The sequence below is a fragment of the Comamonas sp. BIGb0152 genome (assembly GCF_024809975.1).
In the GTDB taxonomy this organism is placed as follows: Bacteria; Pseudomonadota; Gammaproteobacteria; order Burkholderiales; family Burkholderiaceae_C; genus Comamonas.
This window is the reverse complement of record NZ_JANUDY010000011.1, coordinates 122,052-145,586: the sequence shown is the minus strand read 5'-3', so window position 1 is coordinate 145,586 and position 23,535 is coordinate 122,052. Positions and strand designations below refer to the sequence as shown.

General features: G+C 64.2%; 17 protein-coding genes. 6 read left to right on the top strand and 11 right to left on the bottom strand.

The window, feature by feature from the left end; genetic code table 11:
• Positions 1-25: 25 nt before the first annotated feature.
• Positions 26-1,009: a tripartite tricarboxylate transporter substrate binding protein gene (locus M2375_RS19665; protein ID WP_259169729.1), complete on the top strand. Its 984-nt coding sequence runs from the start codon at positions 26-28 to the stop codon at positions 1,007-1,009.
• 27 nt (positions 1,010-1,036) lie between these two features.
• On the opposite strand, the gene M2375_RS19660 is transcribed toward M2375_RS19665, so the two are convergent.
• From M2375_RS19660 to M2375_RS19650, 3 genes are all read right to left on the bottom strand, one after another.
• A complete protein-coding gene (locus M2375_RS19660; RefSeq protein ID WP_259169728.1) occupies positions 1,037-2,320 on the bottom strand; it encodes an MFS transporter in 1,284 nt (427 codons plus the stop codon).
• A 141-nt stretch (positions 2,321-2,461) separates the two neighbouring features.
• Positions 2,462-3,757 carry a sorbosone dehydrogenase family protein gene (locus M2375_RS19655; RefSeq protein WP_259169727.1) on the bottom strand — a complete coding sequence of 432 codons (1,296 nt, stop codon included), beginning with the start codon at positions 3,755-3,757 and terminating at the stop codon, positions 2,462-2,464.
• Positions 3,723-4,805 (bottom strand): tartrate dehydrogenase, encoded by a 1,083-nt coding sequence (locus M2375_RS19650; RefSeq protein WP_259169726.1) that lies wholly within the window; start codon positions 4,803-4,805, stop codon positions 3,723-3,725. Before M2375_RS19650 ends, M2375_RS19655 begins: the two co-directional genes overlap by 35 nt.
• A gap of 210 nt (positions 4,806-5,015) precedes the next feature.
• Here M2375_RS19650 and M2375_RS19645 point away from each other — a divergent pair, with 210 nt between their 5' ends.
• The gene (locus tag M2375_RS19645; RefSeq protein ID WP_259169725.1) at positions 5,016-5,924 is read left to right on the top strand and encodes a DMT family transporter; all 909 of its coding nucleotides are present in this window, start codon (positions 5,016-5,018) and stop codon (positions 5,922-5,924) included.
• A 19-nt stretch (positions 5,925-5,943) separates the two neighbouring features.
• Here M2375_RS19645 and M2375_RS19640 read toward each other — a convergent pair whose 3' ends face one another.
• The 4 genes from M2375_RS19640 to M2375_RS19625 form a co-directional block, all read right to left on the bottom strand.
• Positions 5,944-7,488: a hypothetical protein gene (locus tag M2375_RS19640; RefSeq protein ID WP_259169723.1), complete on the bottom strand. Its 1,545-nt coding sequence runs from the start codon at positions 7,486-7,488 to the stop codon at positions 5,944-5,946.
• Between the two features lie 196 nt (positions 7,489-7,684).
• The gene (locus M2375_RS19635) at positions 7,685-8,413 is read right to left on the bottom strand and encodes an SIMPL domain-containing protein (protein ID WP_259169722.1); all 729 of its coding nucleotides are present in this window, start codon (positions 8,411-8,413) and stop codon (positions 7,685-7,687) included.
• A 256-nt stretch (positions 8,414-8,669) separates the two neighbouring features.
• Positions 8,670-9,917, bottom strand: coding sequence for a CaiB/BaiF CoA-transferase family protein (locus M2375_RS19630; protein WP_259169720.1), 1,248 nt, complete (start codon positions 9,915-9,917; stop codon positions 8,670-8,672).
• Positions 9,918-10,191: 274 nt separating this feature from the next.
• On the bottom strand, positions 10,192-12,510 hold the full coding sequence (locus tag M2375_RS19625) for a PKD domain-containing protein (RefSeq protein ID WP_259169718.1): 2,319 nt from the start codon (positions 12,508-12,510) through the stop codon (positions 10,192-10,194).
• A 547-nt stretch (positions 12,511-13,057) separates the two neighbouring features.
• Here M2375_RS19625 and M2375_RS19620 point away from each other — a divergent pair.
• Complete coding sequence (locus M2375_RS19620) at positions 13,058-16,381, top strand: DUF11 domain-containing protein (protein ID WP_259169716.1); 3,324 nt, start codon at positions 13,058-13,060, stop codon at positions 16,379-16,381.
• Positions 16,382-16,481: 100 nt separating this feature from the next.
• Here the strand turns inward: M2375_RS19620 and M2375_RS19615 are convergent, their stop codons facing one another.
• The 4 genes from M2375_RS19615 to M2375_RS19600 all read right to left on the bottom strand — a co-directional run bounded on the left by M2375_RS19615 (position 16,482) and on the right by M2375_RS19600 (position 19,811).
• Positions 16,482-16,928 (bottom strand): GatB/YqeY domain-containing protein, encoded by a 447-nt coding sequence (locus M2375_RS19615; RefSeq protein WP_259169715.1) that lies wholly within the window; start codon positions 16,926-16,928, stop codon positions 16,482-16,484.
• Between the two features lie 151 nt (positions 16,929-17,079).
• Positions 17,080-17,292: a 30S ribosomal protein S21 gene (gene rpsU / locus M2375_RS19610; RefSeq protein ID WP_007833691.1), complete on the bottom strand. Its 213-nt coding sequence runs from the start codon at positions 17,290-17,292 to the stop codon at positions 17,080-17,082.
• A gap of 244 nt (positions 17,293-17,536) precedes the next feature.
• The gene (locus M2375_RS19605) at positions 17,537-18,784 is read right to left on the bottom strand and encodes an NAD(P)/FAD-dependent oxidoreductase (protein ID WP_259169702.1); all 1,248 of its coding nucleotides are present in this window, start codon (positions 18,782-18,784) and stop codon (positions 17,537-17,539) included.
• A gap of 136 nt (positions 18,785-18,920) precedes the next feature.
• Complete coding sequence (locus M2375_RS19600; protein ID WP_259169701.1) at positions 18,921-19,811, bottom strand: DUF3626 domain-containing protein; 891 nt, start codon at positions 19,809-19,811, stop codon at positions 18,921-18,923.
• A gap of 182 nt (positions 19,812-19,993) precedes the next feature.
• On the opposite strand from M2375_RS19600, the gene tenA reads away from it, so the two are divergent.
• From tenA to M2375_RS19585, 3 genes are all read left to right on the top strand, one after another.
• Positions 19,994-20,659 (top strand): thiaminase II, encoded by a 666-nt coding sequence (gene tenA / locus M2375_RS19595; RefSeq protein WP_259169875.1) that lies wholly within the window; start codon positions 19,994-19,996, stop codon positions 20,657-20,659.
• A gap of 229 nt (positions 20,660-20,888) precedes the next feature.
• Positions 20,889-21,128, top strand: coding sequence for a hypothetical protein (locus tag M2375_RS19590; RefSeq protein WP_259169698.1), 240 nt, complete (start codon positions 20,889-20,891; stop codon positions 21,126-21,128).
• 750 nt (positions 21,129-21,878) lie between these two features.
• A complete protein-coding gene (locus tag M2375_RS19585) occupies positions 21,879-23,528 on the top strand; it encodes an efflux RND transporter periplasmic adaptor subunit (RefSeq protein WP_310473189.1) in 1,650 nt (549 codons plus the stop codon).
• Positions 23,529-23,535: the final 7 nt, after the last annotated feature.

Here is a 23,535-nt window from a genome sequence, read left to right as displayed (position 1 = left end):
TCGTTTGCAATCAAGGAGACAAAAAATGATGAAACCAAGCAAGGCCGTACTGGCCGTGGCCGCCGCATTGGCGGTGTTGCCTGCAGCACATGCACAAGGCGCCGGCTACCCCAGCAAGCCCGTCAAGCTGGTGGTGGGCTATGCACCCGGCGGCGCCACCGACATTGGTGCGCGGCTGATGGCCGACGCGCTGGGCAAGGACCTGGGCCAGACCTTTATCGTGGAAAACCGCCCGGGCGCCAACAGCAATATCGGTGCCGAGTATGTGGTGCGCGCGCCGGCCGATGGCTATACCTTGTTTGTGGGCTCTATCTCCACAGCGATCAACCAGGGCCTCTACACCAAGCTGGGCTTTGATGCCGGCAAGGACCTGGTGCCCGTGGCTCAGCTCAATGTGGTGCCCAATATTCTGGCGGTGAGCGCCAAGCTGCCGGTCAACTCGGTGGCCGAGTACATCGCCTACGGCAAGCAACACCCGGACAAGCTGAGCTGTGCGTCGCCGGGCAGTGGCTCGTCGGCCCATCTGGGCTGTGAGCTGTTCAAGCTCAAGACGGGAACCAGCATCTTGCATGTGCCCTACCGCGGCAGCGGCCCGGCCGTGTCGGACTTGCTGGGTGGCCAGGTGGATTCGATGATGGACAACCTGCCGCCGCTGCTGGCGCAGATCCGTGCGGGCAAGCTCAAGGGTTTGGCGGTGACCACGGCCGAGCGCGTCGATTTTGCGGCAGACATCCCCACCGTGGCCGAATCCGGCGTGCCCGGCTTTGAGGTGGCCGCCTGGTTTGGCGTGTTTGCGCCCGCCGGCACACCGGCACAGGTGGTGGAGTCCGTCAACAAGGCCATCAACCGGGCGCTGAATACCAACCCCGATGTGCGCGCCAAGTACCAAGCCAACGGCTTTATGCAGCCGCCGGCGCCCAACTCGCCGGCCAGCTTTCAGCGCTTTTTCAACAGCGAAATCAAGCGCTGGGCCGACGTGGCGCAGGCCACCAAGCTGAAGATCGACTGATACCGTTCTCGGTCCGGGGCGGCCGCATCAGTGCGTCGTGGCTGCCAGCTTGCTGGGCAGCAGCAGCGACACCCCGGCGGCCAGCACCAGCAGCACGGCGGCAGCGCCAAAGGCAATCCAATGGGTGCCGAACTGCTCGTAGGCCCAGCCGCCCAGCCAGCTGCTGATCATCGCGCCAATTTGGTGGCCCAGGTAGGCGCAGCCATAGAGCATGCCGACCAGCTTGATGCCGTAGAGATCACCCAGAATGGCCGAGGATGCGGCAATCGAGCCGGCCCAGACAATGCCGCCCAGGGCGGCCACGGCATAGAGCTGCCAGTGGTGGATGACGGCAACGAGCCCGACAAAGCCCAGTCCGCGCACCAGGTAGATGACGGCCAGGATATAGCGGCGCGGCACCATGTCGGACAGCTTGCCCAGGCCCAGGGTGCTGAAGATGGCGACCAGGCCAATCAAGCCGATGCCGCCTGCGCTGCTGCCGGCATCAAAGCCATGGTCCATCAGCATGGGCACGCCATGGGTGCCCAGCAGGTTCATGCTGAAGCCGCAGGCAAACAGGCCCAGAAAGATCTGCCAAAAAGGTGCCGTGGCAACGGCTTGCGCAAAGCGCAAGCTGGGCGCGGCCGGCTGGCCGGCCATCGCGCGCAGGCGCTCCTGGCGGGCCGCCTGCTCGGCGGGGGTCAGGTCGGTGTGCTCAGGCGCATCGTCGCGCACCACCCACAGCGCCATGGCCGTGACGATCAGCGCAAACACCAGCGCAAAGCCCAGCAGGGTGTGCTGCCAGCCCCAGCGCGCAATCGTGAAGGTGAAGACCGGCGTCATCACCGCAATGCCGGCCATGGAGCCGGTGGACAGAAAGAACAGTGCCATGCCGCGCTGGCGCGTGAACCAGCTGCTGATCATGGGCGTGACCGCCACCGGGCTGGTGAAGGCCAGGCCCAAGGACAGTGCCACGCCGTAAGACCAGAAGAACAGCCAGGGCGTGCGGGCGTTGACGGCCCAGATGCTGGAGAGCACCACGATGACGGTGCCCAGCAGCAATACCCGCCGCGTGCCATGGCGCGCTACCAGCCAGCCGGCCAGGGGCATGCCCAGGCCATAGCACAGCATGCCAATGGCGATGATGGAGGACAGCAGGCTGCGGCTGAAACCCAGGTCTTGCGACAGCGGCACGATGAAGGGACCGATCCCCATGCGCATGCCCACCGTGAGCAGAGTGAGGAGGGTGGAAGCTGCGACGATCACCCAGCCAAAATACAGGCCGCTCGGCGGCGTAGGGCCCGGAGGCAGGGAGGGGTTGAGCGCTGTCATGACGCGTTGGCCGCGAGGCGCCCGTCAGAGGCCTGCGCAACAAGGGATGAGTGAGTGCCGATGATAGGCCTGGGCGCAGGATCGGCAAGCCCGAAGGCAGGGCTGGATGTCGCCCGCGCGGCAGCCTTGCTGGACGGGTGTTCAGCGCTGGGGTGCTGGAGCGGCCGTTGCTGCGGTATCGGGCAGCAGCATCAGCAAGCTGCGGTTGTAGTCTTCAACCACCATCAGCTGGCCTGCATGGTTCAGTGCCAGGCCGGTGGGGCGGCCCAGCGGGCGGGTTTTGCCGTCTGCTGTCCATCCAGTGAGCCATTCCACGGGTTGGCCACCGGGTTTGCCGTCTTTCTGGCGGGCAAAGCCCACCACGCGATGGCCTTGTGGGCCGTGCCAGGCCGCCAGCAGCTGGCCGTTGAAGGGGCTGGCCAGCGGGGTGGCGAGCAAATGCAGTGGTGCGGTGTGGGCGGGCCAGCGCATATGGGGTGTCTTGGTGGCCGTGCAGCGGGCGCGTTGCTCATAGCCGCGTGCCAGGCGCTGCTGGCCCAGGCAATAAGGCCAGCCATAGTCGGCGCCTTCCACCAGCTCGTTGAGCTCTTCGGGGGGCTCGTTCTTGTCGCGGTAGTCGATGTTGTTTTCGGCCTGCCACAGGCTGCCGGCAGCGGGGCCGTCGGGTAGGGTGGCAAGTGCCACAGAATTGCGCAGGCCCAGCGCAAAGGGCGCAAACTGCTGCACCGGCGACTGCCCTTTTACAGCGGGGTTGCGCAATACCGCGCGCCAGACCGCGCCCCGGAACTGCATCGCGCCGCGCTCGGGGCAGGGGTAGGGCAGCGCGCCCTGCGCGTCTTGGCAGCGGTCGCTGACCGAGCCTATGTTGACGTAGAGGCTGCCATCGGGCCCGAACGTGATTTCCTTGAGCGGGTGGGCACCGTCGTCGGGCAGCTGGTCCAGAACGGTCTGCGCCTGGATCGCCTGGCCTGCAGCGGGCACGGGTGTGCGCCAGATACGGCCTGCCTCGCCAATATAGATCTGCGCATCGGGCCCGCGCACCAGGGCCAGCGGGCGGTCGAGCTTGTCGGCCAGCACGTGGACCTGGGGGCGCTGTGCGGGGGTGGCAGACGGCTGCGCTGGCAAGCGCAGCTCCAGCAGCCGGCCCTGGCGTGGCACCCAGCTGCCCATGTCGATGATCCACAGGCGCCCGGGGCTGATCTCCAGCAGCCGGCGCGGCGCGCGCAGGCCCTCGCGCTCATCGGCGACCAGGGCCACGCAGCTGCCGGTCGGGCTGGCGATGCTGACTTTTTCATAGCCGCCGCAGCGGCCCTGGGGCGTGTAGCCCCGTGCATGCGCCAGCGGCGCCCAGGCCAGCAGCACGCTGGCCAGCGCTGTGACCGTTGCCTGGAGCGCCAGGCGCTCAGTCCAGCAGCTGCGCAATCGCCTTGCCCACATCCGGCGTCTTGCCCTGGCCACCCAGGTCGGGCGTGCGCGGGCCGCTCAGAATCGTCTGGCTGATGGCCTCGACGATGGCATCGTGGGCGCTGCGCCAGGCGCCCTTGCCGTCACCCAGGAAGTCCAGCATCAGCGCGACCGACCAGATCATCGCGATCGGGTTGGCAATGTTCTGGCCATAGATATCGGGCGCCGAGCCATGCACCGGCTCAAACAGCGAGGGGAAGTCGCGCTCGGGGTTGAGGTTGGCAGAAGGTGCCAGGCCAATGGTGCCGGTAGTGGCAGGGCCCAGGTCGCTCAGGATGTCGCCAAACAGGTTGGTGGCAGCCACCACATCGAAGCGGCCCGGCTGCAGCACAAAGCGGGCGGTCAGGATGTCGATGTGCTGCTTGTCCAGCACTACATCGGGGTAGTTCTTGGCCATGGCCTCGGCGCACTTGTCCCACCAGGGCATGCTGATGGCAATGCCGTTGGACTTGGTGGCCAGGGTCACATGCTTTTTGCTGCGGCTTTGGGCCAGGTCAAAGGCAAATTTCAGCAGGCGGTCGGCGCCCTTGCGGGTGAACACGGACTCTTGCAGCACCATCTCGCGGTCCGTGCCTTCGAACATGATGCCGCCCAGCGCGGTGTATTCGCCCTCGGTGTTCTCGCGCACCACGTAGTAGTCGATATCACCGGGCTTGCGGCCGGCCAGTGGGCAGGGCACGCCTTCAAACAAACGCACCGGGCGCAGGTTCACGTACTGGTCGAACTCGCGGCGGAACTTGAGCAGCGAGCCCCAGAGCGAGACATGGTCGGGCACGGTGGCGGGCCAGCCCACCGCGCCAAACAGGATGGCGTCAAAGCCTTGCAACTGGGCCTTCCAGTCGTCGGGCATCATCTGGCCGTGGGTGGCAAAGTAGTCGCAATGCGCCCAGTCAAAATGCTGCATCTCCAGCGGCAGGTCAAAGCGCTTGGCGGCGGCCTCCAGCACGCGGATGCCCTCGGGCATCACTTCCTTGCCAATGCCGTCGCCCGCCAATACCGCGATACGTAGTTTCTTGCTCATGCTGGTCCTGAAATTCTGGTGAATAGGGATGTTGGCCGCCCGGGTGACTGGCCGCGCTCGCAAAGGCCATGGCTGGGCTCTACAATCGCTCGTCCTTGCACCTGGGTGCCGGGGCTGGGGTGTCTGGATGGCATCCTAGCGCTGTTGGAGCGGCTGCGCAGCATGGTGCGAGACAGCCTGCACCGCTGGCGCCTCATTTTGCAGTCTGCCGTGTCGCCTTTTCCTTTTCCCCCTGAGTCCCTGGCCGTATTGGCTGCCGCCTGTTGGGCGATGGCTGCGCTGTTCTCGGCCCCTGTTGCACGCAAGATGGGGGCCTTTGCCTTTACCCGCTGGCGCATGGTGTTTGCCACCGTGATGCTGGGCGGCTGGGCCACAGCGGCGGGCACCTGGGGCAGCCTGAACCTGGCCTTGGTCAGCGTGCTGGTGCTGTCGGGCTTTATCGGCATCTTCATTGGCGACACGGTGCTGTTCGCCTGCATGAACCGGCTGGGCCCGCGCCGCTCGGGCATTTTGTTTGCCACGCATTCGATGATGTCGGCCGTGCTGGCGGCCTTGTTCTTGGGCGAGCGCATGGGCGCCGTCGCCATGCTGGGTTGCGCGCTGGTGCTGAGCGGCGTGATGTGCGCCATTGCCTTTGGCAAGCGTGCAGGCAACGAGTCGAGCCTAGAGGCCACGCGTGGCCGGTTGGGCATTGGCGTGGGTCTGGGTCTGATTGCGGCCTTGGGCCAGGCGCTGGGCACCTTGGTGGTCAAGCCGGTGATGGGCCCGGATGTGGACCCGGTGGCCGCATCGGCCGTGCGCATGGCGGCGGGTTTTGGCTTTCATGCGGTGCTGCTGCTAGTGGGCTGGAAGCCCGCGCGGCTGACCGCCATGATGGAGCGCCGTGACTGGTTGCTGCTGGCGGGCAGCGCTTTCCTGTCGATGGCCATGGGCATGACCTTGATTCTGGCCGCCCTCAAATATGGCAGCGCCGGCCTGGTGGGCATGCTGTCTTCCGTCTCGCCCATCCTGCTGCTGCCGCTGCTGTGGTGGAAGACCCGGGTGCCGCCCACCCTGGGTGCCATGGCCGGCGCGGTGCTGACCGTGGCCGGTGTGGTGCTGATTCTGATGCGCGCCTGAGACGCACGCAGCCACCGGGCTAGAAAGCCGTACCCAGGCCCCGCTTCATGCCTCGGCGGTCGGCCGTGCGCAGCGCCAGCAGGGAGTTTTTCTGGGTGCTGCTGTCATCGGGCAGTGCATCGCTGCGCGCCAGCTCACCTGCTTTCAAAGCCTTGCCCGAGCCCATATCGGTCTGCAGCACAAAGCGGTAGTCCTTGAGGTAGACACTGCCCCGGCCGGAGATCGTGAAGGTCTCCACACAGCGCACTTGGGCAGTGGCCGGGTTCAGAAAGCTGCAGCGCACGCCGCCGCCAGCCGTGGTGGCGGCCGTGCCATCGACCTGGGTCAGCGCTACATGCGCGGTCTCCTTGTTGGTGGTGTCGTGGAAGGTCCAGTTGCCCAGCAGGCTGGCAGGGTCTGGCGCGACGGGCGCGAACACAAAGCGCTCGATGGCCACCGCCCCTTCACCCGGAAAACGGATATGGCCGCGTGTGGGCGAGCTGAAATCCAGAAACACCTCGCCAGCGCTGGAAGCCTCGGTACCACTGCGCGGGCCGCTGCCAAAGTAGCGGCCGCCCTGGTAGCTTTTAAGCGGCGCGCTGGCCTGGCCATTGGCAAAGGCGCCCACGCCCAGGTGGAAGGTGGCATGGCCATCGGCCTGGTAGTTGTAGACCTGCATGACCAGGGTGCCGGTCTGCACATCGATGGCCATGCCGCGTCCGGGCTGGCCATTTTTCTCGCCGGTCACGATCCAGGTGCCGCTGGCGGGCACGGGCGTGGTTTCGCTGAACACCAGGGAGTCATAGCCATCCGGGCTGAGCAGGCGCTGCCCCACCAGCTGGTAGCTGCTGCCGTCCAACTGCGCCGAGCCGCTCAACTGGTGCAGCACCGTCTGGAACTGCAGCCTGACGGCGGGCGTGGCACTGCCGTTGCTGCAGTTAAAGCCTTGCAAGGTCGGGCTGTAGCTACATGTTGTCGGGATTTGCGTGCCATCGGCCAAGGCCATGATCAGGTAGGGACTGGTGCTGTCCACCCCGCTGAGTGCGAGGGCCGATGAGACCGCCCTGCCGGTGCTGTCTTGCATGGACAACAGCCAGTAGGCACCCGGTAAGGCGGAGGGCGCGGTGTTGTCGAAGCGGAAGCGCTGTATCGCCACCGTAGGCTCGCCGGGAAAGCGCAGCTGTGCCTGGGTGGCGCTGGTGAATTCAATGCGGACCTCGCCAGCATCGCCATCCTCGACGCCTGACAAAGGCCCGCTGCCGAAATAGCGCCCACCCCGGTAGCTTTTGAGCGGGGCGGCCACCTGGTTGCCATCGATGCTGCCGACGGCCAGATGGAAAGTCGCATTGCCATTGGCCCCGTAGTTGTAGACCTGCATCACCAGCACGCCATCCTGCACATCGATGGCCATGCCCCGACCCGGCTTGCCGTCTTGCTCGGCGCTGACGATCCAGGTACCCGGCAAAGGGGTGAAATCGCTGGCCGCCTGTGCCGGCGGGCTGCCCAGCAGCACCAGGGCGCCGGCCAGCAAAGAGGATCGAAAGAGCGGGCTGCGCTGCAGCCAAGGGCGAACAGTACGGGACATGATTCACTCCTGCTAGCCGGGATGGCTACGGCGCCCATATTGCTACAAATGTTTACGGCTTGTGGGATTGGTCGACGGTGGCAAGTGGTTAATCACTTGCGGGGGAAGGGCGCAAAAAAGCCAGGGAATGGTTTCGCTGCCATCACCTGGCCTGGGTTGGGGTGAGCGTTGGTCAACTGCGCACTTCAGGCGCCGCTTACTTGATCAAACGCACTGCGCCCGACATGCTGACCGACACGGTGGTGTAGCCGGGCTCCAGGCCCACGGGGGCGCTGCTGTCTTCCATCTTGCTCATCATGGCCACGCCCCGGCCCATGCGGGGCATCGGCTGGCTGCTGCCACTTTGGCTCAGATTGATGGTGTCGTACTCGTACTGCGCGTAACCCATGGCATTGGCGGTGACCTTGGCCTTGGCGTTGAAGTTTTTGACCGCCTCGGCAATCAGCTGGTCTTGCGCCTTGTTGCGCGCCGCATCCGACAGGCGGAAGCCCGATCCGCTCAGGCGGGCCTTGTCCATCAGTGCTGCCATGGTCTGGCCGAGCACGGCGGTGTCCGTCGACTCCAGCTGCACATTGAACTGGGTGCGCCAGCTGGTGACCTTGCCGTCCTTGTTGTAGACCGGGGTGGTGAACAGGTTCTCGGTCGTGACCTGCAGGACCTGGGACTTCTTGGCGGTGGCCAGCACATCGGCCAGCGCCGTCTTGCCCAGTTGCTGGGCCTGGGCCTGGTCCTTGGATTCCTTCTCGACGCTGAACTGCGCCCAGGCCGTGTCTTCAGGCACGCGGGTGGTGGCTTCTGCATCCAGGTTCAGGCTGGGGCGTTTGTCGACAGTGGCAGGCGTGGTGTTTTGGGCCATGGCAGTAGAGGCTACAAAGGGGGTGGCGGCGATCAAGGCGGCGGTGGCCAGCATGCGCATTTTTTTCATCAAAATTCCTTTTCAAAACAGTCACGGAGGGCATCCTGCCGAAGGCCTGGGTGCCCGGGTTGCCGGGCTTGGAGTGGGCGATGGGCTGCAAGTTTCGCAAGCCTTACCATCTGTTCCAAGTCTCTTGGGGCAGGCCCTGCCCCGCAGCAAAGAGCCACAGCGTAGGCTGGCGTTGGCGGCAGCCATGTAGGACAGACTGCCGCAATGGCCCGGGTTGAGGGATTTTCACATTTGGGCCTGGGCCGTGGACCCATTCTTAACCCGCAATGGCCTGGCTGTCGCGCAACGCCGCAATGCTGTCGTCGCCATAGCCCAGGCTGCGCAGCAGCTCCTGCGTGTGCTGGCCCAGTTGAGGCGGGTCCATGCGCACGCCCAGGCGCTCACCGGCCATGCGCAGCGGCAGCAAGGTGGTAGGTGCCATTTGTCCGGCGCGTTCCCCATCGCTCAAGCGCACAGGGGCCAGGCCGCCGCTGGCCAGCAGATGCGGGTCGTCCAGCAGTTCTTCGGGCTTGCTGATCGGGGCATAGGGCAGGCCGTTGTCCTCAAATACCTGGCCAATGTGCGCCGCAGTCATGGTGGCAAAGCGCTGGCGCAGCTCGGGCAGCAACTGGGGGCGCAGGCGCACCCGCTCGTTGTTGCTGGTGTAGCCGGGGTGGGCCAGCAGATCGCCCCAGCCAAAGGCCTTGCACAGGGTGCTCCACTGCGCATCGCTCACCGCTGCCAGAAAGATCTGGGCGCCATCCTGCACGGTGAACACGTCATACACCGACCAGGCCGAGATGCGGTTGGGCATGGGCTCGGCGGCCTGGCCGGTCACCGCGAACTGCATCATGTGCTGGCCCACCAGGAACACATTGTTCTCGAACAGCGCCGAATCGATCTCCTGGCCCCGGCCGGTCTGGGCACGCTGCATCAGTGCGGCCATGGCACCTATGGCACCGAACATGCCGCCCATGATGTCATTCACGCTGGTGCCCGCGCGCAGCGGGTCGCCGGGGCGGCCGGTCATATAAGCCAGGCCGCCCATCATCTGCACCACCTCATCCAGCGCGGTGCGGTGCTCGTAAGGGCCGGGCAGAAAGCCGGTGTGGTTTACATAGATCAGGCGCGGGTTGAGCTGGGACAGCGCGCGGTAGTCCAGCCCGTACTTGCGCATCACGCCGGGCTTGAAGTTCTGCACCACGATATCGGCCGTGCTGGCCAGGCGGATCGCCGCCTCCAGCCCCGAGGCCTGGCGCAGATCGATGGCCACGCTCTTCTTGTTGCGGTTGAACATCGGGAAAAAGCCGGCGCCCGCGCCCAGCAGATGGCGGGTGCGATCGCCCTCAACCGGCTCAACCTTGATGACCTCAGCGCCCAGATCGGCCAGCACCAAACCGCAGGTGGGTCCCATCACCATGTGGCTGAATTCGACCACGCGCAGGCCGGCCAGCGGCAGGGTGGAGGGGGCGGGGGGCGTGCTCGGTGGTGTGTTCGGGGGAGCGGAAGCGTCGTTGTGGTGCATGACTCAGGAAAGCGAAAGCGAAAGCGTCGGCAGGCCGGGGGTTGAGCGCAGGGCTCGGCGTATCTTGCCGCAGTTGCGGTAGCAGCTGGCAAGCCGTGTAGGGACAGCGGTGTTTGCCGTATGTACCACATCCGGGCTAGACCCGGTGCTCTGGGCTGTCCCGGTTGCGAAGAAGCTGGGCAAAAAAAAGCCTTCCGCCGCTGGGCAGAAGGCCGGGTTGCTGGCGGGGCTAGGCGCGGATGTCACCGTGCCATGGATGTCCCGCCACCAGACCTCAATTGGTTCTAAAGGTGTTGGTGTAGATGAAGGCCTCACCGGTTTCCTTGATCGTGAAGCTGAACTTCAGATTAACCGTCTTGCCATTGGTATAGGTGCTGCGCAGCGCAAAGGATACAGGTTTGTCCGAAGTGACCACTTGGCCTTCAGTCAGACCTTCAAAAGACGCTTTGATGCTGGACCCCGAGGTCAGGTTGGTCGCTTTGAGGTCGGCAATCGTGTAATCCGCGCCATTGACTTGGAGCTTGTACTGCGCAATCTTGTAGGTGTTATCGCAAGCACCCACGCAAGCTACGCTGGCGCTGATCTCCGACGAAGCGGTGTATGGCCAGCTCAGCGCCTGGCCCGACGCGGAGGAGTCATCGTCGCGCAGCAGCTGGATGCCGTCCTTGGGCATGACGGTTACCGTCACCTTGGCTGCCGCACTGTCCTTGCTGCCATCATTGACCACGAGCGTGATCACATAGCTGCCAGCTTTGTCGGCGACAAAGCTGGGGCTGATGGTGTCGGCAGACTTCAGTTGTGCCTCGCTGCCTGCAGGGGCAGAGCTCAGCGTCCACTTGTATGTCAGGCGCTTGCCGGCCGCAGCCTTGCCGCTGCCTTCCAAGGTCACGGTGCCGCCTTCCACTGCGCCGGTCACCGTGCCGATTTGGGCGGTAGGCGCTATTGCCTCGCCGTTGCCGGGGTTGCTGCCTTCGTCGTCGACGGGGTAGAGGGGGCCGCCTTGCACGAGGTTGCCCTGGCCGTCAGCAATACGGATAGCGGTCAACTCGGGAGAGCTGTTAGGCAGGGAGCCGCCATCGCCCAAAATAGCGCGGGCCGCACCATAAAAACCGGCGCCCAGGCGAATGCGCTGCTGGTCAGAGGTGACTGTCTTAGGTTCGCAGACAAAGCGCAGATCCAGCCAGTAAGACACCGTGCAGGTGTAGCCCGCATCCTTGTCTTCGACCACACCGCTGGAGGTTTTCTTCAGGTTGAGAATGCGGTGCTTGACGGCGCCAGCATGCGGCACCAGTGCCCAGGTGCCAACGAGACTGTCCACGCTGTCCTGGTTGATCCCGAAGTAAAAGCGCTTGAAGGCCATGGGGTCTTCTTTGGGGAACTGAACCAGGCCGGTCACGGTGGTGTTGAAGGTGATCTGTTCAGGTCCAACATACACGTCTTCTACGCCATCTTGCGCAGGGCCGCCCAGATAACGTCCGCCCTTGTACTTCATCACCGGGATGGCAGGCAAAGATGGGTTGACCGAGCTGGGGCTATGGGTGGCCATGCCGATATGGAAAGTCGCATTGCCCTTTTCATCGTAGTTGTAGATGGGCATGAACAGCAGGTGCTTGCTGCCGACCGGCTTTTGCAGGTCCAGGGAGATGCCTCGGCCCGCTTTGCCGGTGACTTCGCTGCTGATAATCCAGGTGCCGGCTTCGGGCAGAGAGTTGCGGCGGAAATAAGCGCGCGTGACGACCTTGTTTTCTTCGATCGCGTACGCCGTTTGCTCCACCCGAGCGCCCATCACCTTGGTGTCGCTACCGTCAAGCGTCATCGTGCCTTGCAGGTCGTCGATGCTGCGCTGCATGACCAGGCTGATGGGCTTGCGCACGGCACTTCCCGAGCTGGTGTCCACTTGTTCGCCGACGCAGCTGAATTCCATGTTCGAGCCCAGGTACTCGCATTCCATGAAGCCATGTTTGTTGGGCGTAGCCAGGTCCAGCGTATGCACGGTAAATTTGCTGCTGGATTTGTAAGGCCAGCCTGCAGCCATGTTTGGGACCATGGCCATTTGGGTGCCAATGGCCGTATCGGCAAAGAAGGTCGAGGTGGGTTTGCCATCCGCATCCATCGTCACCATGGCCCAGCGCTCGACAAAGGCGGGGTCGGACCATTGGTCCTCTGGCGTGCTTTCGTAGTTGAAGCGTTGCATCAGCTTGGGCTCTTCGCCTGGGAGCTGGATGGTAGCGGTAGTGCGGCTGGTGAATTCAATCTTCACATTGCCGGCATTTCCAGCTTCCACGCCATCGCGGCGGCCGCTTCCAAAGTAAGGTCCATCCTTGTACTTTTTGAGGGGTGCGTCCACCTTGTTGTCAACCACTGCGCCTGTTGCCATGTGGAAGGTGGCACTGCCGTCTTTGTTGTAGTTGTACAGCTGCATCAGGAAGATGCCGTCTTGGACATCAATGCCCATGCCGCGGCCGGGCTTGCCGCCCAATTCCTCGGCAATGATCCAGTTTCCGTTCTGTGGGGCAATCGTGTTGGCAGCCCAACCTGCGGAGACGGCGCAAGATATCAGCGCAGCTGTAATGCTTTTGGAGATCAGTCGCATGGGTGTTTTCATAGGAAGTGAAACTAGGCGGTACGGCACGCAAAGACATAGCAACATGTCGTTGAGACCGACGGTCAACCGGGCATTGTAAAAGCAGGATGGCAAGATGCGAGATTTTGCTGGTATTCGTTACTAATTCCTGCACTTAGGCGTCCCATTCCGGGCGGTATTGGCCTGTGGCTACACATGGCATCAGGAAGATGCACCGGTCCTGTCAAGTGCCGACCGGTCAGTGGAAGCCCAGGCCGCAAAGTGATCGGTCCTGAGGGGGGATACACCTGTGGCTTGGTGGTATACCGATTGTGAAATAAAATGATACAAATATCACATATTGAAATTATGACTCTGGTCCGTGTTGCGATGAAGGGTGGTTTCACGCTTTGTTAACCAAAGTGAATACATGGAATCGAAGGCTTGGTTTTGATAATTGATTAAGTTAATATATTTTTTGAATTTCCTCTGATGAGTACAGGCCCTGTTGCTGCGCAGGCAGGCAGGGCTTTGGTACGTCAGTGACCGTGGTTTCAACAAGATTGGTAAAGGTGTGATGGGTTCAGTTAATGGGATGGCACTGGGTGACAGGCTGGTGCGCGCGACGGTGGGGCTGGGTTGTCTGGTAGGGCTGGCTTGCGCCCATGCCGCGGACAATGTGGGTGCCGTCTGGGGCAGCTTCAACAGCAACAGCTGGACGGCGACGACCAGCAATGCCGCCACCGCAGCGGCGGCCAATGGGCGCAATGATTTGTTGGCGTTCACCGCCGGTGGCGTGCGCTACTCGACCGGGGTCAACGATGCCGTGTTGACTGGGGCCTTCCAGGCAGCGGTGTTCCAGGCCTTTACGCCCAACCCCAGCTCACTGCCGGCCACTGGCGGGCTCAATGCCATTGCCCAAAGCGGCAGCTACGACGTCTCCAAGACGCGGGCGTCGTACTTGTCCGACGGCGTGCATGGCCTGGACCTGAGCACCGCCTTGTTCAATATCCCTGCGGGTTCGCTGCGCTTCAATGCCAGCGTGGGCAATCCCGAGTCCACCACGGATGCGGTGCCCGATGTGCTGGTCACCCAGGTGGGCCAGCCATCGAGCAGGTCAGACCAGTTCTACTTTATTGACGACACCGGCGCAGTGGTGGGCAATACCGTCACCATCACGCTGAGCAGCGTGCCAGTCGTAGCCCGGCAGAACTGGCAGTTCTGGAACCCCAACCACACCAAGTCCACGGTAGGCGATGGCAGCCGCGATCTGCGCATGCGCGCCTACCATTTCGCCGACTTCGGCATCACGCCTGAGAACATGGCGCGGGTGGCCGGTTTTGTGCAAACGCTCAGCGGTGACTCTGACATTGCCTTTGTGGCCTACAACCAGGAGGCGGTAAGCACGCCTGCCTCCCTGAGCGTGCAAAAGACCAACCAGGTCGCGGCGCTGACGGCGGGCGCCAGCGCGGTCTACACCGTGACGGTGAGCAATGCGGGCGGCTCGGTGGCCAGCGATGTGTCCTGGCTGGACAGGCCAGACGGTGTGCGCGTGCTGGGTATCCAGGCCGCTGCGGTGGGCGCGGGCAGCGATGCCGGGGTCTGCGACAGCAACGGCTGCAGCGCTATGGTGCTTGCGCCTGGTGCGTCCATCACCTACCGCGTGGAGGCCGAGGTGACCGGGCCGGTGGGATCGATGGCATCGAACACCGCCTCGGTGGATGGGGCCAATTGCAGCAGTGGCAGCCCCAGCAGCTGCACCAGTACCGACACCGATCTGGTCGTCGCGGCCGACTCGGTCAGCGTGGTCAAGACCAATGGGGTTGACCGCCTCACGGTGGGCGCCGAGACCACTTACACCGTGACCTTGAGCAACAGTGCGGCGACTGCATTCTCGGGGCTGAGCTGGGCGGATACGCCCGTCGGCCTGACCGTCACGGGCATCCGTGCGGGCAGCGTGGGCGCTGGCAGCCTGGCAGGTGCCTGCACCACCTCGGGTTGCAGCGGCATCAGCTTGGCAGCAGGGCAATCGATTCAGTATTTCGTCACCGCCCGGGTGCTGGCTGCGGTGGCAGCCGGCGCCTCGGTCAGCAACAAGGCGGTGGTGCGCGGCGGCACCTGCACCAGCGAGTCGGTGGCCGGCTGCGCGAGCACGGATACCGATCTGGTCGTCGCTGCCGCCAACATGCATATCAGCAAGAGCAATGGGGTGGATGTACTGGCCCAGGGTGGCAGTACCGTCTACCAGGTGCTGCTGCGCAATACCGGCGGCAGCGTGGCCGCGGGCCTGCGCTGGGCAGAAAGCCCGGTGGGCCTGCGCATTGACCGCATCGCGGCCACCACGGTGGGCGCCAACAGCGAGGCGGGCCTGTGCACGGTCAGTGGCTGCTCGGATATCACGGTGGCGGCGGGGGATGCCATTGTGTACGCGGTGCAGGCCACGGTGATCGGCGAAGTGGGCCCGGACAACGCCCGCAATGCGGTCACCCTCAGCGGTGCCAGCTGCACGGGCGGCAACAGCTGCAGCGCAGAGGACCGGGACGCCATTGCGCTGCCCGCCGCGCTCAGCATCAGCAAAGGTAATGGCGTCGATGCGCTGAGCGAAGGGGCCCGCAGCACCTACACCGTCAGCATCCGCAACAGCGGCGGCATGCCCGCCACGGACCTGGCCTGGCTGGACAGCCCCGAAGGCATGGAGATTGAGGCCATCACGCCGCTGGGGGCAAGCCCGCCCAGTGATGCGGGCAGCTGCCGCCTGGAGGCCCCGATGGGCTGCACGGGCATTACCGTTGCTGCGCAGGCCAGTGTCAGCTACCAGGTGCAGGCACGGGTCACCGCGCTGGTGGAGGGGCGCGCTGATGCGGTGGTGCGCAACACGGCCACGCTGACCGGTGCCCACTGCAACGCCGCGGCCCCTTGCGTGGCCACCGATACCGACAGTTTGCGCACGCCTGTGCATTTGAGCCTGACCAAGACGGCTGCGAATACCGTGGAAGCCGGCCAGGCGTTGGACTACCACTTCCGCATTGGCAACAGCGGCCAGACCGCTGCTGCAGCCGGGCAAACGCTGATTGTGGCCGAGGCCTTGCCGGATGGCATGCGCTTGACCGGTGCAACGGCTGGTGCGGGTGTGGCATCGGTGGCATGCACCGGTTCGCCCTTGCTGTGCGAGGTGGTGCTGGATGCGGCACTGGAGCAGGGTGCAAGCGCGGCCTATACCTTGCATGCCACCGCGCCGGCTGTGGCAGGCACCATCACCAACCATGCCGCCATCGATCCGCTGGGAGGCCGTGAGCCCCCCGTTCCTGGCGCTGCATGCCTGCCCGCCGAGAGCTGCGCCCAGGCACGCACCGAGGTGCTGGCGCCAGCCCAAATCACGGTGCACAAAAGCAATGGCGTGGACCAGGTACTGGAAGGCACCCGCACCCGCTACTTGGTCACCCTCAGCAACCAGGGCGGAATGCCGGTGCAGCTGCAGTGGGAGGATGTGCCCACCGGCATGGTGGTGACCGAGATCAGCGCGACCGAGGTGGGAGCCCATAGCGCGGCCGGTGTTTGCAGTCCCTCAGGCTGCACCGGGGTGACCCTGGCAGGGGGCGAGTCCATCGGCTATGCAGTGCTGGCCCAGGTGACTGCCACGGCGCCAGCCCGTATCCGTAACCTGGCCCGGGTGCGCGATGCCGCCCAGTGCAGCAGCGAGGCAGCGTGCAGCAGTGAGGATGAGGACGAGGTGATCCGCAATGCCATTGATGTGGATCCGCCGGTGCCCCCGCCCGAGCCCGAGGCGGTGCCAGTGCCCGTGCCGACGGTGTCCATGGGTGGGCAACTGCTGATGTCCTTGCTGCTGGCCCTGGCCGCAGCGCTGGGCTTGCGCAGCGCGCGCCAGCGCAGCTTGACCTAAGCGCAACACGCAACTGCCGCCCGCAAAAAAGCCACTGCCGCCAGATGCTGCAGTGGCTTTGCTTCGATTCGGGGTCCCAGAGGGCCTCGGCCCCCTGCGATCAGGGGGCCAGTGCCGCCTTCACGGCAGCAGAGACCTGGCCCATGTCGGCCTTGCCAGCCAGCTGGGTTTTGACCGCGCCCATGACCTTGCCCATGTCGCCCGGGCCGGCGGCGCCCAGCTCCGCCACGATGGCCTTGACGGCGGCAGTCACTTCTTCGGCGGACATGCGCTCTGGCAGGTAGGCCTTGATGACCTCGATCTCGGACTTTTCCTTGTCGGCCAGATCCTGGCGATTGGCGCTTTCAAAAGCGGCAATGCTGTCCTTGCGCTGCTTGATCATCTTGTCGACGATGGCGATCACCATGGCGTCATCGAGCTCGACGCGCTCATCGACTTCTTTTTGCTTCATCGCGGCTTGCAGCAAACGGATGGTGCCCAGGCGTTCCGTGTCCTTGGCGCGCATCGCGTTCTTCATGTCTTCGGTGATTTGTGCTTTCAAGCTCATAACAGGCTCCTGGTGGCAGGCCGTCCGAGCAAGCAGCGGTCTGCCTAACAATGCTGGCCGTGGCCAGAAAATAAAAAACCCGCGCCTGGCGTCCCGAGCGCGGGTGGTGTCACAGCCTGGGCTAGTTGCTCCGGGCGTGTGAACGCTGCAATTAGTACAGCTTTTTGGGCAGCTGCATGCTGCGAACGCGCTTGTAGTGGCGCTTGACGGCAGCAGCCTTCTTGCGCTTACGCTCAGCCGTTGGCTTTTCGTAGAACTCGCGAGCGCGCAGGTCGGTCAGCAGGCCCAGTTTTTCGATCGTGCGCTTGAAGCGGCGCAGTGCAACGTCAAAGGGTTCGTTTTCTTTTACACGGATAGTCGTCATTAGCTAATATTTCAATTGGTGCCAACAGCGGGTTTTGGGAAAGATCGGGCCCCAAAGCCTTGAATGGCGGTTTTGCCCTGTCATATTGACTAGTATTGGCAGACAGGGCTTTGCCAGCAAAGTCGTGGGATTATAACCAGATTTTCAGCCAATGGCAAGAGGGCCGCTGGCGGCAAGCCGCATGCCAGCCTCGCGCTGTGGTTCCAAAACACCAAGGTATTGGGCTTGCTCGGGGCTGGGGCTGCTATTGGCTTTGCGCCATCCCCGCAGCGCAGGCTGCTGCGCTGGCCCAGGCCCACTGGAAGTTGTAGCCGCCCAGCCAACCGGTGATGTCCACCACTTCGCCAATGCAGTACAGGCCTGGCGCACGTTTGGCCTCCATGGTCTGCTGGGACAGCTCCCGGGTGTCCACACCGCCGACGGTGACCTCCGCCTTCTTGTAGCCCTCGGTACCGGTGGGCGTCAGCTCCCAGCGTGTCAGGCGCTCGGCCAGGCGCTGCAAGGCCTTGTCGCTGGCCTCCGCCACGGGGCGCTGCCAGTCGGCATCCTGGGCAACCCAGGCATCGGCCAGGCGGGCGGGCACCAGGCCGGCCAGTTCATTGGCGATCAGCTTGCGCGAATGCTGCTTGACCCCCAGAAGGTGCGCGGCCACGTCGACATCGGGTAGCAGGTTGATGTCGATGGGGGTGCCTGGTGTCCAGTAGCTGGAGATCTGCAAGATCGCCGGCCCGGACAGACCTCGGTGGGTGAACAGCAGGTCTTCATGGAAGGTCATGCGGTCTTTTTTGCTGCCGGTGCCAATCACCACCGGCAAGGCCAGTCCCGCCAGTTGGGCATAGGGTGCCCAGGCGCTGCCATCGAAAGTCATCGGCACGAGGCCGGGCACACGCGGCACCAGCGCCAGCCCAAACTGCTGGGCCAGGCGGTAACCCAGGTCCGTGGCACCAATCTTGGGGATGGACAGGCCGCCGGTGGCAATCACCAGGTGGCGGCAGTGCACGCGGCCCTGGGCGGTGGCCACTTCGTAGCGGCAGCCTTGGGGGTCTGCGTCCAAAGCCGTGACGGCGCTCACCGCACAAGGCTGCCAGTGGGTCACCTGGCCCGCGCGGCACTCGGCCATCAGCATGGCAATGATGTCTTCGGCCGAGTTGTCGGCAAACAGCTGGCCCTTGTGCTTTTCGTGGTACGCGATACCGTGCTTGTCGACCAGGGCCACAAAATCTGCCGGGCCAAAGCGCGACAGCGCCGAGCGGCAAAACTGCGGGTTCTGGCCGACAAAATGCCGGTGGGGCTGGCGCACATCCAGATCGCGGTTGCTGAAGTTGCTGCGGCCGCCGCCCGAGATACGGATCTTTTCCGCTACCTTGGCCGCATGGTCGATCAGCAGCACCTTGAGCCCACGCTGGCCGGCCTGCGCCGCACAAAACAGGCCGGCAGCGCCTGCGCCAATGATGACGGTATCAAACAGGTGGGTGGGAGCGGGAGAAGACATGCGGATCCGGAAGATGGCCAGGCACTGCGGGGAGTACCTGCGCCGACAAAAGCAGCGATTATCGGTGATACGGCGCAAGGGAGGCTCTGCATGACCCTCGCCCAATGGCATGGATGCGGATCGCCCAAGTCCGCGTTCAGGCCGAGGCAGGGAGTTTGGCAGAGGTTCCCAAACCCTGCGCTCGGCCCAGCTGGGCCAGGCAATGCCAGGCTTTTTTCAGCAGTGGGGCGGGGTAGCGGCCGCAGGCCTGGGCCTGGCCTACGTCGGCGGGGGTCAGACAGCCCGGCGCGTGCTCCAGCATATCGGCCAGCACCTCGGCCACCTCGGCGCCCCGGTACAGGCTGGCTTGCGCCAACTGCCCGGCATGCAAGCGGTAGCCCGGGTGAAAGCGCAGCACCAGGCCGCAGTTCTGCACGGCCTGCGCGAGAGGGCTGTCGGTGTAGCAGGGATCCAGCCAGATAGCAGCCACGTCGCGCGCCAGCAGCAAGCCACCATGCACTTGCGCTTCCACATAGTGGTCCAGCGGGTCGGCCAGTTGCAGGCATTGCAGCTGCTGCCAATCCATCTGCTGCCATAGCCCCGTATGGCGGGGTTGCCAAAAGCTGTCGGGGTCGCAGAAGCTGCTGCGCGCGGCGGCGGCGCTGTGCAATTGCAAGTAGGCCGATCCAAAACGCGGTGCCGCCCCATAACCGTGGTGGCCGGGGTGGCCCAAAGGTCCCAGATCGACGGCGCCGTACACCGGCCGCTCGCCTGGCGTGGCCTGGTTGTAAGCGCCCGCAAACCGCTGGTCCTCCCACTGCCAGCGTTCGCCCTGGGGCTCGGGGCTGTAGCTGCCATTGCTGCTGCCGCTTTCAAACTGCGACAGGTAGCGCCCTTGCTGGCACAGCAGCGCCAGCAGGCCTGTGCCCTGCACCAACCAATCGGGGTGAAAGTGCACATGGATGGCGGTAGTCGGGGGTGAGTGCTCGCGCACCTGCCCGCCATGGCGCTGTGCGGCTTGCAGCGCTTGCTGTTGGGCGGTAGTCAACGTCGGTTCGGAGTTGGGCATAGGCAGTGCAGGTTCGGTGCGCAGTTGAGCGCGGGGCACTGTCAGATCGTAGCCGGTTATGTATTGCAGGCATGTCCTGCCGCCTGTGGGGTTGGTTCGTGCAAACCCTGGCAGCCCTGGCCGACAATCAGCGCTTGTCCAAGATCCCCCTAGGAGTTTCCATGTCGTTCTGCCAGGCCCTGTGGCAAGCCAACCAAGCGCTGTACCAGCGCACCCTGGACCACCCTTTCAACCGCGAGCTGGCCGCAGGCAGCTTGTCGGTCGAGCGCTTTCGCCATTACATGATCCAGGATGCGCATTACCTGGTGGCCTATGGCCGCGCGCTGGCGGTGGCAGCTGCCAAGGCCGACCAGGCAGAAGGCGTGGTGCAGTTTGCCAATGCGGCGAACGAGGCTGTGGTCGAAGAGCGCAAGCTGCACGATGGCTTTATGCGTGATTTCGGCATCTCGGCGCAAGACTTTGCCGCCACGCCGCTGACGCCGGCCTGCCACCACTACACCAGCTTTTTGCTGGCCAACAGCTGGTCGGAAAGCTACCCGGTCGCGCTGGCCGGTTTGTTGCCCTGTTTTTGGATCTATGCCGAAGTGGGGCGCGACATCCATACCCGCTCACAGCCCGGCAACCCTTATCAGGCCTGGGTGGACACCTATGCGAGTGAGGAATTCCATGCCGCCGTGCGCGCCGTCATCGCCACGATTGACCGTGTGGCCGAGGCCGCAGACAGCGCCACCCGCACGCGCATGGCCGAGGCCTACCGCTACAGCGCTGAGCTGGAATGGATGTTCTGGGACAGCGCCTACCAGTTGGGAAGCTGGCCTACCCGCTAAACGGCTTGTGCTGGGTTGGGTTGCGGTGGGCTGTAAAGCCTGCGCAGCGGCGGCGTAAAGTTATGCAATGCGGCGTCTGCGGGCGATAGGCTAGCGGTATTCGCCTACAGGCGCTTGCCAAAATCGGTCTTACGCTTCGTGGCATTCATTTACCAGATGCGCCAACGCGCAGACCCCGAGCGCAACCCGAGGCCTACACGCACGCATCGCAACCATACAAGGAGTTGCCATGTTGTCTACAAACGCTGCCCATACCCACACCACTTACCACGCCCCCGTGTTTGAACCCACGGTCGATGAGTTGGCGGTGCTGAAAAAGCTGGAGCTGGGCCAATCGATTTCTTTGGAAGATGCTTTGCATGACCACGTCTCCAAGCGCTTGCTGGAGCGCGGCATGGTGGTGCAGCGCGATGGCCATATCAGCATTACCGAGCAGGGTTTGCAACTGATCAAGCGCAACGATGCCTGATCCCCGCACGCCAACGCCTCGCAGCGTGAGCCCAGGCAGCCTTGCAGGCTGCCTTTTTTTTCATCATGGATTTCTTTGTCTCATGGTTTCAAGGGCTTGGCAGGCTTATCTACAGCTGTGCACAGAGCTTTCCACAAGATTGTGCCCACGGACTGGGGACAAGCTGGCCCAGGCCTGAAAACCGGCTTTCCGCCTAGCCAAACGGCGGGCTGCAGGCCCCTAAGGCCCCCGGCGAGCGAGATAAAGGGGCTAAAAGCAGCGCGGCCGGGCTGCATGCCTCAATTTTGGGCAGCATCGGCATTGTCTTTGTGAATCAATCGCCTGACTGGCTTATCTACAAGCTTCTTCACAGCTTTCCACAGCATTGTGCCCGTGCATTGGGGACAAGGGGCGCTGCCGCAGTTTTGGGGGCTCTGCCTTTGTGCGCAGGCGCTGAGAGGCGGGCTGCGCAGGCTTAGCGTGGGCGTCTGCGCATTGGGTTTCGGCCGCGCAAAGCGGCGCAGCCAGCACGAGGTTGCAGCCCGCCAAAAGCTGCAAAAACCTGGGCTCCCAACAGTCTTGCAACCAGCCTGCTGCCAGCGAATCTCAGTAGACTCAGGGGCTGGCGGTGGAGGTGTTTACTTATCTTCGCAGTCGGTACAGGCCTGGTGCAACATGGCTGCACTAGGATGCGGTCATTCTTTACAGGCCGCTGCCGATGGTGGAGTTTCGCCCCACGCCGCTGTAATACACCTCTGACCGATTGCTGCCATGGACCATAACTCCAATAATTCAACCCGTCCCTCCCACCCAACAGCCCCGGGTGCCACGCAGCCCTTGTCTGATCCAAGCGGTGCAGCAGCGCCCAAGCGGCGCAGCCGCTGGCTGGGCTCAGCGATTGCGATTGCGCTGGTGGCAGCGTTGGCGGGCGGGGCTTGGTACCTGGTGCAGAGCAAGAAAACCCCCATGGGCATGGCCGGCGGCCCGCCCGGTATGGGAGGCCCTCCGGGCATGGGTGGCGGTGCTGCGATGCGCGCCATGGCCGTCACCGTCGGCAGCGCTGCCGTACGCCGCGAAACCTTGCCCGTCACCCTGACGGCCATGGGCACCGTGGTGCCCACCACCACCGTGACCTTGACCACCCAGGTCTCTGGCGTTTTGCGCGATGTGCTGTTCACCGAAGGCCAGATGGTCAAGAAGGGCCAGAAGCTCGCCCAGATCGATCCCCGCCCGTTTGAGCAGGCCTTGCAGCAGGCCAAGGGCCAGTTGGCGCGCGACCAGGCGCAGTTGGATGCGGCGCGGGTGACGCTGAAGCGCTACCAAACCCTGTGGGACCAGGATTCGATTGCCCGCCAAGATCTGGACACGCAGGCCGCGTTGGCCAAGCAGCTTGAAGGCACGGTGGTTGCCGACCAGGCCCAGGTGCAGACGGCCCAGCTCAACCTGGGTTATGCCAGCATCACCTCGCCCATCGATGGCCGTATCGGTCTGCGCAGCACCGACCCAGGCAACTACGTCAGCGCCGGTGGCACCACCGGCATCGCCGTCATCACCAAGATCGCGCCGATCGATGTGAGCTTTACCGTGCCGCAAGACCATATCCCCTCGGTCATGGGCGCACAAAAAACCGATGCCCGGCTGCAAGTGGTGGCGCTGGACCGCGCTGGCAACAAGACCCTGGCCCAGGGCGTTTTTCTGACTTTGGACAACCTGGTGGACACCGCCACCGGCACCGTCAAGGCCAAGGCCCGGTTCCAAAATACCGATGGCGCGCTCTTCCCCAACCAGTTTGTGAACACCCGTTTGACGTTGAAAGACGAAAGCGCGCTGGTGGTGCCGGTGACCGCCATCCGCACCGGCGGCAATGGCGATTTTGTCTATGTGATTAATTCGGATCGCACGGTCACCCAGCGCACCGTCATCCGGGGCATGAGCACGGTGGAGTGGATCGCCATCAACTCCGGCCTCAAGGAGGGCGAGCTGGTGGTGACCGAGGGCGCCGACCGCTTGAAGGACGGCGCTGTGGTGGCCTTGCAAGGCGACACGCCGACACAGGCCCAGGGCGCCAGCAGCGGCCGGCGCGGCACGCGTGACGGTGGTGGCCGACGCGGCAATGGCGAAGGCCGTGCAGCCGGTGCGGGCCCCGCGGCTGCCGGCACGGCGGCGCCAGCTGCGGCTGCGGGCAATGCGGCAAACGGTGGCGGTGCATCGGTCGAGCCCAATGCTGGCCAGCCCAGCCATGCAGCCCCTGCGGCCACTCAGGAGCCGGCTGCAGGCGCGTCCACTTCTTCATCCTCTTCCTCTTCTCCTTCTTCAGGCCAGCCTTCCGGCCAAGGCGCTACCACCACCAAGCCCGAGGAGCTGCCCAAGGGCATGGCGCCCGCGGCCACCGTGCAGCCCGGCCAGCGTGCCAACCCATAAGGCGGGC

Coding starts and splice junctions, on each gene's coding strand:
- M2375_RS19630 (WP_259169720.1), bottom strand. CDS start 9,917: ATGCACCACAACGACGCTTCCGCTCCCCCGAACACACCACCGAGCACG.
- M2375_RS19605 (WP_259169702.1), bottom strand. CDS start 18,784: ATGTCTTCTCCCGCTCCCACCCACCTGTTTGATACCGTCATCATTGGC.
- M2375_RS19640 (WP_259169723.1), bottom strand. CDS start 7,488: ATGTCCCGTACTGTTCGCCCTTGGCTGCAGCGCAGCCCGCTCTTTCGA.
- M2375_RS19635 (WP_259169722.1), bottom strand. CDS start 8,413: ATGAAAAAAATGCGCATGCTGGCCACCGCCGCCTTGATCGCCGCCACC.
- M2375_RS19650 (WP_259169726.1), bottom strand. CDS start 4,805: ATGAGCAAGAAACTACGTATCGCGGTATTGGCGGGCGACGGCATTGGC.
- M2375_RS19585 (WP_310473189.1), top strand. CDS start 21,879: ATGGACCATAACTCCAATAATTCAACCCGTCCCTCCCACCCAACAGCC.
- M2375_RS19620 (WP_259169716.1), top strand. CDS start 13,058: ATGGGTTCAGTTAATGGGATGGCACTGGGTGACAGGCTGGTGCGCGCG.
- tenA (WP_259169875.1), top strand. CDS start 19,994: ATGTCGTTCTGCCAGGCCCTGTGGCAAGCCAACCAAGCGCTGTACCAG.
- M2375_RS19660 (WP_259169728.1), bottom strand. CDS start 2,320: ATGACAGCGCTCAACCCCTCCCTGCCTCCGGGCCCTACGCCGCCGAGC.
- M2375_RS19590 (WP_259169698.1), top strand. CDS start 20,889: ATGTTGTCTACAAACGCTGCCCATACCCACACCACTTACCACGCCCCC.
- rpsU (WP_007833691.1), bottom strand. CDS start 17,292: ATGACGACTATCCGTGTAAAAGAAAACGAACCCTTTGACGTTGCACTG.
- M2375_RS19655 (WP_259169727.1), bottom strand. CDS start 3,757: ATGTGGGCAAGGCGATTGCGCAGCTGCTGGACTGAGCGCCTGGCGCTC.
- M2375_RS19615 (WP_259169715.1), bottom strand. CDS start 16,928: ATGAGCTTGAAAGCACAAATCACCGAAGACATGAAGAACGCGATGCGC.
- M2375_RS19665 (WP_259169729.1), top strand. CDS start 26: ATGATGAAACCAAGCAAGGCCGTACTGGCCGTGGCCGCCGCATTGGCG.
- M2375_RS19625 (WP_259169718.1), bottom strand. CDS start 12,510: ATGCGACTGATCTCCAAAAGCATTACAGCTGCGCTGATATCTTGCGCC.